This is a genomic window from Natroniella acetigena (assembly GCF_023227745.1).
In the GTDB taxonomy this organism is placed as follows: Bacteria; Bacillota; Halanaerobiia; order Halobacteroidales; family Halobacteroidaceae; genus Natroniella; species Natroniella acetigena.
The window spans coordinates 1-16,368 of the sequence record NZ_JALKBX010000061.1; the positions used below are offsets into that span (position 1 = coordinate 1).

The following is a 16,368-nucleotide window of genomic DNA, read 5'->3' on the forward strand; positions in this document are numbered from 1 at the left end:
TAGTTATTGTAGATTGTCTTCACAATACTAGGCGATACTTTTCATATCGCAACAGATCACACCATAATTGTAATAAAGCTTCACTTTTAAAATTAGATATCTATCTAACTTGATGGTTATTATATCAAAAACTTCTACAATTAACAATTATATATGAATCAGATTTAAAAAATACTTAAGTTTAACCTTTGAGATAACTCTTTTAAAATCTTCATTCCTACTATGCTATTTCCTTTATCATCTAACGCTGGCCCATAAACACCAATTCCAAACTTTTTTGGGACTTCAGCCATTATTCCTCCTCCAACCCCACTCTTAGCAGCTAAACCTACCTCAATTGCAAAACTACCTGACTTATCATACATCCCACATGTGGTCATTAAGGTTCTGACTATTCTTGCAATCTTTTTGGAGATAACTCTTTTTTCAGTTATCGGATCTACTCCTTGATTTGCTAAGACTGCTGCCATATTAGCTATGTCTTTACAAGTAACTTCAATTGAACACTGTTTAAAGTATAAATCTACTATCTCTTCTACATCCCCTTCAATTATACCTTGATCCTTCATATAATATGCTAAAGACCTATTTCTATCTCCAGTCTCCTTTTCAGAAAGATAAATCTCTTGATCTAACTTTAATTTATCATTCTTAGCTAACTTTCTAAAGAAATTAAGTATCCTTTTAAATTTTTCCTCATTATCTTTACCTTTAATCATCGATGTAACAGCAATAGCTCCTGCATTGATCATTGGATTATATGGCTTAGCTGAACCGGTTAACTTAATTATTGAATTAAAGGGATCTCCTGTAGGTTCTACTCCTACTTTATTAAAGACAAAATCTATATCATTATCCATAATTGCTAATATTAAAGTAATTGGCTTAGAGACACTTTGAATCGCAAACTTCTTTTCATACTCTCCAGTTGAATAAGAATTCCCTTCAATATCTATCATACTTATTCCTACTGCTTTGGAATCTGCTTTAGCTAAAGCCGGTATATAATTAGCAAGCTCACCTTCTTTATAATAAGCTTGATTATTCTTCAAACTATCTCTTAATATTGCATTCAAATCTTCTTTATTTTTAGTTTTAGTAACCTTCACTCTTTTTCCTCCTAATACACAGTTAGTGCTCTCCGCTAAATCAAAGCCTGTTATTACAATGTTTCGCGGATGACTAAATTTTTCTACACCTCCGTCTAATTGACAATTGATATGAATGAATAAACATCTACCAAATACCAAAGGAGGATAATCTCTACTATATTTGGCTTAACTTAAATTGACTCTTTTCTTCCCCTACTAACCCAGCTAATAAATACAAACCTGACTTCGAATCATACTGTAAATCCTTTAATTTAAACCCTTTAATTTGAGCAGTTCGATTAACATTGATTCTTGGCCCACTACACAAATGAACTTCCTCTCCTATTTTAATATGTTCGTCATCATAATATTTAACCGGCAAATCCTGCTCTATATAGTCTTTAACCTCTTCTTCTATTTTAGAAATATCAAACTCTACCTTTTTATTGAATTGTAATACAAATCCACTCTTTATATCACTATAATAAGGATCAATTCTCCGCCCTAATTTAGAATCTAAAACCCCAACTGTTATAATCTCAGCAGTATGAGCCATCCACCTATAACGAACTGATTCAAAGACAATATCAGCTATCTCCTTGGGGTACGGGCCAAACAACCCCGGCCTAGTGACCAGCACTTCCTCTCCAATCCCAATCAACATATCTGCTCTTAAATCCAAATGTTTGGCTAATAAATCAAAATGCTCAATCACAACTTTTTTCTCATTTTTAAGTGCTTCTTTAATTGCCTCGGTTAACTGCCAAGGTTGATTAAAGGCGGTTTCAAATCGAGCATCAAAATGATATGTATGACTGGAGTAATTACCACTTTCCACATCTTCTAACAGTGGTAAAGGACGTACATTAATCCCCCGATCATCATTGGTCAAACATAACCCAGGAAACATACCTCGGATTAACAATGACTTTCCAGCTCCTCCTTCACCAATCAAACCAATTAATCGATCTTCAGGGTCCATATATCTTTGTGAAATTTGATTTCCTAAATTCATCAACCTCTTTTTACCACGTGGGGCAAAATAAATTGATTGTGCAAAACTAGGATTCATAATTAATTCCTCTCTTCTAAATATATTTATAATTCCATTAACTATTACATTATCTACATGTAACATATTATAATAATTGGTTTTTGAAGTTTATAATAAAATACCCCAGCATATGATATTAAAAAGTAAAAATTTAATATCATATGCTGGGGTTTAATAAACATTTTACCACAAAAATTAAAAATTTAAAAGCATTTATTAGGAGTTTATCAAAAAATTAAACTTTAGAAAATTACCATTAGAACAAAGAATAATATTTTCACTTAACTTATCCGACCATGTTAGCAAAGGTCGTTATTATTATTGAATTCGTAAAATCAACTAAAAATGCTCCAACAACCGGTAACACAAAAAATGCTCGAGGTGCTGGGCCAAACTTTTCAACAATAGCTTCCATATTTGCAACACCATTTGGTGTAGCACCCATTCCGAAACCACAAATTCCACCTGAAAGTACTGCAGCATCATAATCTTTATTCATTACTCTATATACTACAAAGTATGCTATTGTCCCCATGAAAAGAGCTTGTGCTACAAGAATAACAAACATTGGCCCTGCTATATCTGCAAGTTCCCATAATCTCAGACTCATCAAAGCCATAGATAAAAATACATTAAGTCCTATAGTACCAATTAGACCATTACACTTTTGATTTACCTCCCAGCTACCTGTTAATTCTCCAGTATTAAGAATCACAGCAGCAATAAGCATTGCACTTATATATGAAGGTAATGTAATTCCAACACTATCAAAGTACCCCTCAAGTACAGCACCAAAAGCCATTGCTATTAATATAATCATAAATGTCCCAAAAATCTCATGATAATCTAATTTCTCTTCTCTTTTTTCAATATCACCTTTGTATTGCTCTGGATTTGGCTCAAGATCATTCTTTTCAATCAAATTTTTACCTATCGGACCACCAATTAAACCACCAATTACTAAACCGAAGGTTGCTGCCGCCATTGCTGCAGTAAGCCCACCTGAAACACCATATTGCTGTTGAAATAATTCACCAAATGCAGCTCCTGTTCCATGACCCCCAATCATTGAAATTGAACCTGATAACATTGCAAGTAGAGGATTTATATTTAATATTCTAGCTAGTCCAATTGAAATAATATTTTGTCCCAACGCAACAATCGTCGCAAGAAGCCAAAACAGACCTACTTGAATACCACCTTTTTTCACTAATTCTAAGCTAGCTCCAAGTCCTACACTAGTAAAAAAGACTATCATAGCTGGGCTTTGTAAACTAGTATCAAGATTTAAATTTACCATTCCACTTTGTCTTAAAATAAGATTTAAAAATGCAAATGAAATCCCCCCAATAACTGGTGCTGGAATACAAAAGCGCTCCAAAACATCTACCTTACTCCTTACCCACAGTCCAAAGTAATAAACAACAACCGCAAGAGCAGTAGTTTGAATCATATCAAGTTCTAAATTCATAACAGTTCCCCTTTCTATAATTTGTGATAAAGCTTAATATCCTATTTTTAATTTTATGTAAATTAACACATTCACCTCCTTAAATTAGTTACAGTACTCTCAGCTAAATTTAAGCTTATCACCACAGTACTTCGCAGATAACTAAGTTTCTCTCTACCCCGTCTTAGTGTACAATTTACTCAATATTTGCAAATCATCCTGAGACTAAATATTAAATTTTAAAATATTTCCTTTTAGCTGAGAATACTCCATTAATTTCTATCCTGGCTTTTATGCAATCAACCATTAGTTTTATAATGCAAAACATATGCCGTTTTTCAAATATATTTTGAAAAATATATTTTATCGACAAAAAAACTTATTATTTCAGTCTCACCAAGACTAAATTTTCGTAAAAATTTCTATCTTCAATCACGCTCTGACTTATTATAACTATATATTTTTTATCATCAATAACAACGGGTTAAATCTCTTTTGATACTTTGCTTATGTTTGTTTATTCACCCATTAATTTACTGGTTAGATAACTTAATATATAACCTTAACTTTAATGTAACCTTTTGACAACTGAACATAAACATGGTATAATTATGCTGTAATTAAAGAGTGATTTTCCAAAATATCAATATTTTTGAGCTAAAAAATTAATTAGATAATTCATGTTCTTATTTAATTTTATAAAATTTACACTGAAAGACACTTATTCATTTAATTAAAAAATTTTGATTTTTGCAACTTTTTTATAAAAAATAAAGTTATGAGTTGATCTTGTTTTTTGTCTAAATAGTAAAAAGATTTTAGTAATGATTCACTGTTTTATATAGTATTGATAAAAACAATACAGCTTAAAAGATTAAATGCTAGTATATAAATTTAGGGAGGTAACTCCATATATGTTAAAAAAATTTATAAATTTAAATCCACTTACTAAATTTGGGATAGGAATTATTGCTCTATTTTTAGGAGTATTTGTACATAATTTATTTCCACTAATATACATATCTTTATTCTTAATTGAAATTTTTAATAATTGGTTCAGAATAATACCTAAGTCTAAATAAACTTTAATGATCTTATAGATAGATTATTAAATCTTTTTTCTTTAATACAATTGTTAATATCTATTAAATACAACATCATCAACTACAAAATGAGAAAAGACCTTTGCTTTAAAGCAAAGGTCTTTTCTCATTTTAAGTTAAAAATAATTTCTATTTTCCTAATCTAATCTCTATGATAGAGGTTATTGCCATCACTATCTATTACACAGATCAAAGGTAAATCCTCTACCTCTAATCTTCTTATCGCTTCTGTGCCCAAATCATCATAAGCAATTACTTCAGCCTGCTTAATACACTGAGCAATCAAGGCAGCTGCTCCACCAATTGCTCCCAAATAAACAGCACCTTCTTTTTTCATTGTCTCAATTACTTCTTGACTCCTTTCGCCCTTACCAATCATAATTCGCAAACCTTCTTTAATCAAGCGAGGAGCGAAGGGATCCATTCGATAACTGGTCGTTGGTCCGGCTGAACCTATTACTTGACCTGGCTGAGCAGGACACGGGCCAACATAATAAATACCTTGGTCCTCTAGATCCATCGGCAGTTGCTTTCCTGTTTCTAAAGCCTCTACTAACCTAGCATGAGCTGCATCCCTAGCTGTATAAAGCACTCCAGATAAAGCTATCTTATCACCAGCAGTTAATTCTCTGATTTCAGCTTCAGTTACTGGGGTGTTTAATTGAATTTTTTCCATTATTATTCCTCCTTTAGCCTAAAGTACATTCCTTATGTCTAGTCACATGACAATTAATATTAACTGCAACTGGTAAACCAGCAATATGGGTCGGATAATCATTAATATTAACTGCTAGAGCTGTTGTCTCTCCACCAAAACCTTGCGGGCCAATCCCTAATTGATTAATCTTTACTAATAATTCTTCTTCCAATTGGGCCAACTCTTCCTGTTGATTACAAAGACCGATCGGTCTAATGAGCGCCTTTTTAGCCAGCAAAGCTGCCTTTTCAAAAGTACCGCCAATTCCTACCCCAACTACAATTGGCGGACAAGGATTAGAACCTGCTTCTTCGACAGCCTTAAGTACAAACTCTTTAACCCCTTCTACCCCATCAGCCGGTTTCAACATCTTAATCTGGCTCATATTTTCACTACCAAAACCTTTAGGAGCTACCGTCAACTTAATCTTATCTCCTGGTACCAATTCAGTATGAATTATAGCAGGCGTATTATCTCCTGTATTCTCACGCTCCAAGGGATCAGCTACCACTGATTTACGTAAATAACCCTCTTGATAGCCTTGCCGCACCCCTTCATTAATTGCTTCAGTTAAACTTCCACCTTCAATTTCAACATCCTGACCTAACTCTAAAAAGATTACTGTCATTCCTGTATCCTGGCAGATAGGCATCTTCTCTTCTTTGGCAATCTTAGCATTTTCAATTAAAGTCTCTAACACCTCTTGGGCTACAGCAGACTCTTCACGCTCTAAAGCCTGTTGATAACCTTCTAATATATCTTCCCCTAACACATAATTGGCTTCCATACACATTTCTGCTACTACTTTCGTTACTTCTTCAACATGAATAGGCATTATTATTTGACCTCCTTTTTAGTCATCGCTTTCAAAAATTTAATCCCTTTAGTTACAATCTCTGTTCCTTGCCTTCCTCTGCCAATACTAACCAAATCATATTCTTCTAGCTTCTTCAATCTACTTCTAACCATCTGAGAAGAAAGGGATAGCTCGTTAGCTGTAGCATTGTTAGCAATCTCTCTTCTTCCTATCTTTTTCCCTAACTGTTTGGCTAAATACAATTCATTCAAAATAAAGATATACTCATCCATCTTTCCTAAATCATCCAAACTTTCTTCCAATCTCTTGATAACATTCTCTTCTCTAGTTTCAGGACTTAAATATGATGGTAGGTCTGCTAACTTTATTTCAGTTTCACATACTTGAGCAATATATTCTACACAATTTTCTAACTCTCTGATATTACCCTTCCAATCATAATTATATAATCTACTGATTGCTTCCTTAGTCAATATTAAATCTTCTCTAGAGAATTTTTCTAGAAAATAATCGATCAATAACGGAATATCCTCTCTTCTCATTCGTAAAGGAGGAATCCGTAACGATAAAACATTTAATCTATAATAAAGATCTTCTCTAAAATCACCTGTATATACCAACTCTTCTAAATCCTTATTGGTAGCAGCTAAAACCCTAATATCAATTGGAATCACTTGCGTAGCACCGATTCTCATTACCTCTTTTTCTTGTAAGACCCTCAGCAATCTAGCTTGAATATTTAAAGGGATATCTCCGATTTCATCTAAAAAGATGGTTCCAGTATGGGCTTGTTCAAAGACACCAGGTTTACCTCCCTTTTTGGCCCCCGTAAAAGCTCCTTCTTCGTAACCAAACAGTTCACTTTCTAATAAATTTTCAGGTAAAGCGGCACAATTAATTGCTACAAAAGGCTTATTACTCCGTTGAGAATGAGTATGGATCGCACCAGCAAATAACTCTTTTCCAGTTCCACTCTCTCCTTGGATTAAGACAGTTGACTTGCTTCGGGCCAACTTCTTTGCCTTCTCGATCACCTGTTTTACCTCTTGGCTATCCCCTATTATATTACCAAAGCTGTATTTGGCTACATGACCTTTATTCTTTAACTTTCTTCGCAGATCCTCTTCTAACTTCTTTACTTCAGTTACATCTTTAAAGGTCGCTAAAGCTCCAATAATTTCTTGGTCTTGTTTAACTGGTACTCTAGTAGTTACTATCTTCTTACTTCCTGCATTTTGAACAGCATTGATCTCTTTAAAATCATTTCTTAAAACCTGATCTAAATTAGTATTATCAATTTTATCTCCAATTTTTTGGGTTAACATTTCCTCCGCTTTTACCTCAAAGATTTCCTCAGCTCTACGATTAAAGACCTCTATCTCTTCTCGTTCATTAATATATACTATCCCATCATGGACATGGTTAAGCACAGCATCCAACTTTTTGTTGGCCCGTTTTGCATCCTTCATCTTTTTATTTAAACGTTGACTGAGTTCAACCAATTGTCTGACCTGATTAGAAATTAAAAGGTTTGCTTTTTCACCTAATAAATCCAGTTTAATCAAAATCTCTACAATGGTCGTCAAATCAAGAATTCGACTCCCAATATTGATTATTTCTGTTACTGAATCTGGAATATATCTTTCTTCTCCTAAATTAATTGCTAGTTCGATTCCATTAGCTTTCTTTTGAGCACATCCAGGATAAAAAGATATTAACTCCAAATGATCAATTCCAACCTCTTGGAGTAATGACTTAGTCTCTAAAACTGATAATTTAGTATTATTGATCAATAATGCTTTTTTATTAACAGGAAGTTTAATTAATTTTTCCAATGTAGACAAGTCTAAAGCTCTGCGAGCAAAAATGACTTCACTATCAGCTGTTACATAATCATCTATCACATCAACTAATGACTTAGTAGTTAAAATCAAATCAGCACTTACTTTATCAGTTCTTAAATTATCAACTAAATAATCTTTCAATAGAACTTTATTTTTTAAAACCTTTTTTAATTGTTGTCTAAACAACTTATTAGTTGCCTTACTCATTGTAATTACTGCCAACTCTTTTTTCATTCAACTTGCCACCTCTAACTTATTTATTTAAAGCCTTAATCTACTTAAACTTATTTCAATAAAATCAGATCAACCCCTTTATCTAATTTTATTTCTTATTTCAAGCGGCAAAAGGATTGTTAAACTTAATTGATATATAGTGGCACTTTGCCACTATATATCAGTGTACAGTTTACAGTTGACGGTTGACAGTTAAAACCATTAAAAACTTAAATCAAAATCACTCTAAACCTGCGAACATAAGGCATTTCAGAGGTCTTAATTTTTTAAGGTTTTGATCTTAACTGTAAACTGTTCACTGTACACTGTCAACTCAATAATGTGGCACAAAAGTGCCACATTATTGTAATAAAGACAGGCTATACCAAGAAACCTCCCGATATAGCCTTTATTAATTAATGTCATTATTGAATTGGTACTTCTATATTCAACAGTGGTGCATGTTGTTGGGCTCCATAGACATCTCTTTCTCCAATTGCTCCTGATGGATAAGGTCGAACAATCGTTGCTTTAATTGCTTTAGCTGGATCATAATTGATTACTGAAATCACTTGCTCTAAATCTATCCCATACAGTTGGGCAATTAATTCTTCATTAATCACTCCTGATTTTTTTACCTGCTGATAGATCTCAAAATTTTTAAAGATTAAGTCAAAAGTCAACTCATAAGGACCTGCATTCTTACTTCGTACAACATCAACCAATTCGGTTATTTTCAAACTACTCCCTCCTTTAGATGCAACATTATTGATATTTAGTGGCACTTTGCCACTAAATATCAGTGTACAGTTTTACAGTTGATATGGTTTCTATGGTTTTCACGAAAGGTCTTGACAAAGACCTGTAGGGACGGTTAACAGTTAAAGACCTTAAAACCTTAAGATCAAAACCACTCTAAACCTATAATTTTAATTCTTTTCATGGGTTTTAAGATCTTAATATTTTGATCTTAACTGTAAACTGTACACCGTAAACTGTAAACTCAATTATGTGTCACTTTGTGACACATAATTGTAAAACATCACAGTTCCTGTATTTCAACTGGAAATAACTCAGTCGGCTCATCAACCTTAATCAAATGATGAAGATTAAATTCATAAACCTCCCCTGCTTTCAAATCAGATGGAGAATATGGAAAAGCCAAATTACCTGCAGTAGCTACTCGACCAGGATAACCATAGTGTAACATTGTTGAACGAGCAAAGCTACAGATAGTATTGGCCAACTCTTGACTCTTGGCTACAACCTCAATAATAATTCCTACTTCATGGCTTAAAACCTCTTGCTGTGGCTCAAGTTGGCCCATCACTCCATCTCGACCATAAATCCTAAAGAGTAAATGGTAATCATCTGCAGCCAAGTCAACAAAATTATCTTTGACTGTATCCTCTACCACTTCAATTATATGATCTAACTGCTCAATCATAATTGGATCTCTAGTCCCAGCAATAGATACCGTTCGATAGCCAACCAGCTTCGCCCCTTCTAACTTGACTGTATAATCCTGGTCAGCAATAAATTTACTTCCACTTACCTTGACAGTCCGTTCGTCATACTGCTCAAATTCTGTTTCTGATAAATCAATAATCCCTCCTGGCCCATGTAATTTAGTAGGATTGGTCTTCTCATATAAAGTATGAGCTGCTACTGAAGTAGTAGTACATCTTCGCTTCGGATTTAACGGTTCTAATAAGAAGTGATCATCTCGCAAAATACCGAACATAGCATCACTACCACTACCAGGATTTGCTGCTATCGATGCACATTCCATAATCTTACCCATATGGAGTGCTAAACCTGCTGGCAGACCTTCTTTAATACAAAAACTAGCAAAAACAGTCGGATCATAAGCCCTACCAGCAATAATAACCTCTGCTCCTTCATCTAGAGCTTCGATAAAAGGTTCTACTCCCATCTGTCCTACAATCCTAGTACTAGCTTTTAACTCCTCCTCAGTCAACTCTGGAGCAGGATATAACGGGCTTATATCCCCTGTTCGAAACTTTTCTAAGACAAATTCTTGCTCCTGTTCAGCTTGAATAGTAGCTAATTTAAAATTCAATTCTTCTTCCTGGGCAATCTCTTTTACAATCTGAGTACACCATTCCAAATGAGAAGCAGCACCTGCTCCTCCAGCCGTTCCTACAATTACTGGAATATCCTTTTCCTGTCCTGCTTTAATCATTAATTTAAGATCCCTTTTAACTGCTGTTTCATCTGTAAAAGAGACCCCTGCTCCTAAATAATAAGGACCAGGATCACTTGAACCAGCATCAACTGCAATCAAATCTGGCTCTTTATCCAAACCCCTTTCAAAAGATTCAACTGGAAATCCATAACCCAAGATTGCTGTTGGGGATAAAACTCTGATCTCTTTCATATTATTCATCCCACCTTCCTTTATAAGTTTACAACTTATCGATATATAGTGTCAGTAGTCTGTGTCTGTGAAATTCAAACCCGCTAACCCCTAGGTTTTGAACTCGATTTCTACTGACACGGATTACGGACACTGACACATAATTATCCTCTAGTTTTAAGTAACGCCAACACTCGCTCCATCTCATTTTTAACGATCATAAATCCTTCATCAACACCCATTCCTGGTTTAGCCAGCATCTGATCAGGTCTGGTTGCCAGTGCTAAATTAACACAGATTTGAGCCGAACGATCCGTTTCATTACAGGTTCCGCCCTGATAAGCTCCTACTCCATTTTCTTTACAGTATAATACCGCTTCTATTGTATTATTAATCCCACCTAAATCAGGTGTCTTAATCTGAACAACATCTGCTGCCTCTTGATCAACAAACATCTTAATATCTTCAAAAGTATTACACCATTCATCCGCTACCAATTCAACTGCTATCTCTCTACTTTGGACTTCATCCCTTAAAGCCTTCATATCTTTAATCTGTTGCTCTCTGCTACCAGAGTCCATTGGCCCTTCAATTCTGAGAGTATGTGGCTTAGCAGCCTGGGCCAACTCTTCTAGATAATCTGCCATCTGTTGTGGGTCATTATCAAATGCCAGACCGATCGTACCATAGACATCGACATGGAAGATAGGTAGATAATCTGAAGTAGGTCGTAGCTTCTTAACCCTATTTTTTAACCATTCAACATACTCTAATAATTTCTCCCCATTCTCGCCTAACTTGTCGTTAACATTATTGATCAACGCATGAGGCATCACATCTGTATGCTTAATCACCATCTTATCAACATTAACATATCTATCATCACCGGTCTGGGTAAAGATCGGCACAGGTTCTGCAATCAATTCCAAATCATATTCTTCTGCTACTACCTCTGTCATCGTCTTCTTCTTAGCTTTAGCTACTGCATCCAATATTGCTTGAGTAAGACCATAACAAATTGCTGTGTGTAATCTTTCCCCATCTCTAGAAAATTGCTCAATCTCTCCTGCCAATTCTCTAAAAGAACTTAATTCTTTACCAATCAACTGAGGAGCAATCTCCTCTTCAATCACTGGAATGAAATCTTGAGCTAAAAATAATGGATCTCTTCCTCCAGCTCCAGAATATTGAACTGCTGCACAATCACCATAAGCTACTTGTCCGTCTTCTAAAATAAGCATTACTGAAATTGACTCTCCAGCCTGACGGATTGCACTAAACCCTTCAGTTTTAGCTTGGCCCACATAAGAAAACCTATCTGTTTCTGCACCATCCTTAATCGCTTGTTGATCATCAAAATAAAATCCCGTCATCCCTGGAGAAGTAACTACTTCTTTAATTTTCATCTAATCCCTCCCTGTTCACTATTCACTGCTTTTTACTAAATTTAATTCGCTCATCTCAACTTCTAGAATAATTTTGAATTTTTCTGCAATCCCGTTCTAGTTTACAGTGTACAGTTTACAGTTTACAGTTAAATAAACCCCTTTAACATCTCAAAATCAAATAAAACAAAATTTTACTCTTAACCGTCAACCGTTAACTGTCAACCATCAACTTTTACTCCCGCGGTCTTCCTACTAATTTACCTTTACCAATAGCATAAATATCATCAATTACCATTTGGAAATTAGGTTCTCGTAACTCCTCTTTACCACGTTCTTCTAACTTAGTCTGATTAAATTTCAATACTTCATCTGAAAAAGGTAGATTACCTGGATTTAAATATCGTACTGCTCCTTCATTGTCTCTAGCAGGTAAGATATTACCAGCATTATATCTACTTGGTGCAAAAGGTATATCTATAACTCCCGCTGTAAAGGCTTTTACTGTTCCTTGAACTAGATCACCATTACCTAATTCAAAGACTCTATCTAAAATTTGTCTAGTTTCTTTCTTAATCATCTCTTTTTCTTTCTCTAATTTATCATTGGAAGCAAACTCCTGATCTTTAAGCATATTGATCAACTGTTTAGTAGCTCTTAAACCTTGTGCATTTGCCTCTTTAGTTGGAATACCTAACGCTTCATGTGGAGTCTTAACAATAACCTTAGTCGCTTTAGCTAAAGCAGCTGTAGCAGCCCCCCACGAGATAACTCCAAATGCTTGTGCTTCATCTTGAGGAAAACCTCCCATCCATTGATGGAAAACAGTAGTCAACATTACATCATCATAATCAGCTAAGTACTCTTCCGCCAATTCTTCTAAAGTCTTAATAGCAGCAACATCCTGAATCAAATTACCACATTGACCATACCCTAAAGTTAGATTCTTAACTCCCTGTTCAACGGCCAACAATGCTTCTATAATTGCTACACTATGAGAGACAGAAGGTGGCACTAAGGTTCCAGTTAACGGACCAAAAGGCTCTCGGTTAATCTTAACTCCATGCTCTTCATAAAGTCCAATCAAACGATCAACATACTGCCAGTCATATAGTGTCTGTTCTATTGAAACTTCTTTAGCATAAGGAATATTGTAAGAAATCCCTCCGCCTTCATAATCAGTAAATCCACCTGCTAAAGTAATCTCTGCTAATAATCTAGCATCTGGAGTTCCATGCCTAACCTGCAATGGAGCATCTAAAGCCTCAACTAATTTTCTACAACCTTCAACCCCATGATTAACTGCTGGAAATCCATTCAATAATGACCTACCTTCATTTCGGCTTTCCTTAATCCCATCCGCTGCTTCTTGATAATTATTCTGTCTAGTATAACTATCTATTGTAGTTGGTAGTACATCTGCTTTTCCTTCTTCTCGTAAAAATTGTAATAACTCGATATGTTGATCAATTAAAGCTACTCCTGCTCGTGGTTGAATTAAAGAAATTCCTTCTTCTTTAGCCTTTGCTAATTTATCAGCCATCACCTTTTCTGTTGGTAAATTTTTATGATAAGCAATAGCTTCATCAAAATCAACTGCTTCTCCTGTTGGCCATTGCCCTAAAATCTCTGCCCTAACCTGCTTAAATTTTTCTAAATCCCACTTTTTATTTTCTAATTTCATTTCGCTTCCCTCCTAATTAATTTAATTAGTTACTCCTAAGTCCTGCTTTAAGTCAGCAATTGGCTCTTCAGGCAATGTACCTGGAGGATAAACCCGATCAAAGCCCATTTCTAAGAACTTATCTTCAGTTGGTTCCCACTCTTGTTTACCAACTACTAAATTACCTCCAACATATAATGTGATATCTTCTAAGCCAGATTCAATACACTTTTCTCTAAACCCTTTACAATCAAGCTCACCATGACCATACAAAGAAGAAACTAAAATAGCATCTGCATCCGTTTCAATAGCAGCATTAATAAATTCCTCTTGCGGAGCCAACACTCCAATATTGACAACATCAAACCCTGCCTTTGTAAATGCTTCTTCTAAGATCCTATTTCCTACTGCATGAACATCAGAACCAATAACTCCCATCACCACTGTCTTCTTTTCTGCCATAGACTATCCCACCTCTAATTTAGTTTTGTTAAACAGAACCATCAAAATTTTTACTTGCTATAGTATAAATTTATAGGTAATAATATCTTCGTCAAAAGTTCAATGCAAGTTAGATACCACTTTTAAAAAAATAACAATTTAATTCTATCTTATTCTAATAAAGAAATTATTTCAACCTTTTAGTGCATTCTTTATTTAATATTTTCAACCTCAGCACAAAAAAATACTCAACTTTAACAAAATTTAATTGAACGGAATGGGTTATCTAGCTAAAAAAAAAGTATTTATTAAACTGATTAACCCAATTTTATAATTCGTTTAACATGTACGTCAACTTAATAACACTGTGTCAGTGTCTGTGTCTGTAGTCTGTTAAGATCTACCCCTTTAAATCATAAAGATTTTGAAGTTAGATCTTTTTACTGACACATAATTATACCTTAAGTTAACGCGTATGAGTCGTTTAATAAATCCTGTTAATTAAAATGTATTTCAACTTCATCATAAAGCAACAGCGTCAAATAAAGGTCAACTCCTATGCTGAAGTTGTATAACAAAAAGATTTTCTTTTTTTATGCTCAACAAATAACTCAATATATATATCCAATGGAACCTTCCTCATCTTTTTCTTTACATTGGTCAGCAATCTGTCTGAACATTGTTCCTGAATTTCCACCGTTTGGATAAGGTCTTAGATAAAAATGAGCATCAAAATTTATAATTCCTATTTTAGGATCATATTCTTCCTTTTCATTAGCTCTTGGTTCTGACTTTCTATCTGATAAATCTATTAACTCAATCCATTGATGACATCGAAATGCATTGAAGTTGTCAGTATCGTCCACACTTCCTTGCCATATACCTTCTTCTATCGGCATATTTTTGTAAAAGCTTCATCATCTACTCTCCTTTTAATCAGATTGTGAATATTTATTATCCTATATCCTCTTCCTAGTTTTAATCATAAGATAAGTATGTCAAATAAAAGTCAAATTCCTCAAAAAAAAAGTATTTACTAACTTTATTTAAAGTTTAGTAAATACCAACTAATTATATCAAATCTATATAAATAAATTTCAATTTTTCATTTTCAAATTTAAAAATAGTATAATCATTAATCCTCACTATCTATCTTAACTCAATTTTTCTCCCATCTTAACTAATTTATCACCCAAAACAACTAAATTCTGAATCTGAGCATAGATCTCCTCTATAATATCTGCTTGTTCATTACTAGCTTTATTAATCTCTTCAACTACATTATTTAATTCTATCACATCATCACAGATCTCATTTAAAGTTTCTTTTACTTCTAATGTTAAACTTGTAGATTTACTGGCTAGGCCTTGAGTTTCTTCTGCTACCACAGCAAAACCCCTTCCTTCTTTTCCTACCCGTGCAGCCTCTATCGATGCATTCATCCCAATTATTTTGATTTGATCTGAAACTTTCTCTATCGCTGCAATTATACCATCAGTATTTTTTACTTTAGCTTCAGTTCGACCTGAAATATCATCTAAATCTTCTCCAGTTTTAATCATCTTATCGGCTTCTATAAAAATACCTTCTACTTGATTGTTTACTATTTCAGCAGCATCTAATAGCTCTTTAGAAATCTTTAATAACTCCTCTTTCTTATCTATAGGTTGAGAGATAGTGATACCTCCTATTACTTCTCCTTCATCATTTAGTATCGGATTAGAAACTGCAATATAAGGTGTTCCTGCTACAGTACCATCTACCTCTGTTACTATTCTCTCTTTATTTTTCATAGCTTTATTTATGGCCCACTTTCGACCAATCGGGTCACCTTTTTTAGTTGTTTCTCCTTTTATATTCTTGAGGACTAATTTTTCACCTGAGTAATATGCTATTACCTCCTTGCGATTTACTATAGTCACCCCTATATCTTCTGGCATAAATTTATTCAATAATGGAGCGAGTTCTAAAATCATTTCTAATCTTTTTGGTAACTTTTCCACAGTTGTTTCTCCCCTTTACAATATATTAAACCTCTCTTCTAGCAACCATTATATAAATTAAATTTTAATTTTTTACCTATCAGCGTTAACTTAAGATAATTTCTTATATCATAGATGTTCGAAGTGAAGCTTTATTACAATTATGTGTAGCTTTTGCTTAGAACCATGAGGGAGATTTCTCGTTCTGAAAGATTTTTTCTGAGCTTCTAAGATTCGTCTGCGAATAA

At 34.2% G+C, this 16,368-nt stretch carries 12 protein-coding genes and 1 pseudogene; all 13 read right to left on the bottom strand.

Translation table 11 applies throughout. From position 1 onward, the window contains the following. Positions 1-164: 164 nt before the first annotated feature. The 13 genes and pseudogenes from glsA to MWH25_RS13080 all read right to left on the bottom strand — a co-directional run bounded on the left by glsA (position 165) and on the right by MWH25_RS13080 (position 16,141). Entirely contained in the window at positions 165-1,076 is a 912-nt protein-coding gene (gene glsA, locus MWH25_RS11020) for a glutaminase A (protein WP_282706953.1), read from the bottom strand. Between the two features lie 190 nt (positions 1,077-1,266). Continuing rightward, positions 1,267-2,163, bottom strand: a complete 897-nt coding sequence (locus tag MWH25_RS11025) for a histidine phosphatase family protein (protein WP_345947256.1) — start codon at positions 2,161-2,163, stop codon at positions 1,267-1,269. A gap of 268 nt (positions 2,164-2,431) precedes the next feature. Further along, positions 2,432-3,616 carry a sodium/glutamate symporter gene (gltS, locus tag MWH25_RS11030; protein ID WP_248627709.1) on the bottom strand — a complete coding sequence of 395 codons (1,185 nt, stop codon included), beginning with the start codon at positions 3,614-3,616 and terminating at the stop codon, positions 2,432-2,434. A gap of 1,224 nt (positions 3,617-4,840) precedes the next feature. Further along, on the bottom strand, positions 4,841-5,374 hold the full coding sequence (locus MWH25_RS11035) for a Fe-S-containing hydro-lyase (protein WP_248627710.1): 534 nt from the start codon (positions 5,372-5,374) through the stop codon (positions 4,841-4,843). 13 nt (positions 5,375-5,387) lie between these two features. Continuing rightward, positions 5,388-6,230, bottom strand: a complete 843-nt coding sequence (locus MWH25_RS11040) for a fumarate hydratase (protein ID WP_248627711.1) — start codon at positions 6,228-6,230, stop codon at positions 5,388-5,390. Positions 6,231-6,232: 2 nt separating this feature from the next. Next, entirely contained in the window at positions 6,233-8,290 is a 2,058-nt protein-coding gene (locus MWH25_RS11045; protein WP_248627712.1) for a sigma-54 interaction domain-containing protein, read from the bottom strand. Positions 8,291-8,694: 404 nt separating this feature from the next. After that, positions 8,695-9,009 (bottom strand): DUF4387 domain-containing protein, encoded by a 315-nt coding sequence (locus tag MWH25_RS11050; RefSeq protein WP_248627713.1) that lies wholly within the window; start codon positions 9,007-9,009, stop codon positions 8,695-8,697. A 302-nt stretch (positions 9,010-9,311) separates the two neighbouring features. Next, positions 9,312-10,670 carry an acyclic terpene utilization AtuA family protein gene (locus tag MWH25_RS11055; RefSeq protein ID WP_248627714.1) on the bottom strand — a complete coding sequence of 453 codons (1,359 nt, stop codon included), beginning with the start codon at positions 10,668-10,670 and terminating at the stop codon, positions 9,312-9,314. A 143-nt stretch (positions 10,671-10,813) separates the two neighbouring features. After that, positions 10,814-12,055, bottom strand: a complete 1,242-nt coding sequence (locus tag MWH25_RS11060; RefSeq protein ID WP_248627715.1) for a methylaspartate ammonia-lyase — start codon at positions 12,053-12,055, stop codon at positions 10,814-10,816. A 214-nt stretch (positions 12,056-12,269) separates the two neighbouring features. Then, entirely contained in the window at positions 12,270-13,718 is a 1,449-nt protein-coding gene (locus MWH25_RS11065) for a methylaspartate mutase subunit E (RefSeq protein ID WP_248627716.1), read from the bottom strand. A 21-nt stretch (positions 13,719-13,739) separates the two neighbouring features. Further along, complete coding sequence (gene glmS / locus MWH25_RS11070; protein ID WP_248627717.1) at positions 13,740-14,159, bottom strand: methylaspartate mutase subunit S; 420 nt, start codon at positions 14,157-14,159, stop codon at positions 13,740-13,742. Positions 14,160-14,782: 623 nt separating this feature from the next. After that, a pseudogene (locus MWH25_RS13210) lies at positions 14,783-14,896 on the bottom strand (arginase family protein); the annotation flags it as partial. A 396-nt stretch (positions 14,897-15,292) separates the two neighbouring features. After that, on the bottom strand, positions 15,293-16,141 hold the full coding sequence (locus MWH25_RS13080) for a methyl-accepting chemotaxis protein (protein ID WP_248627719.1): 849 nt from the start codon (positions 16,139-16,141) through the stop codon (positions 15,293-15,295). Positions 16,142-16,368 lie beyond the last annotated feature (227 nt).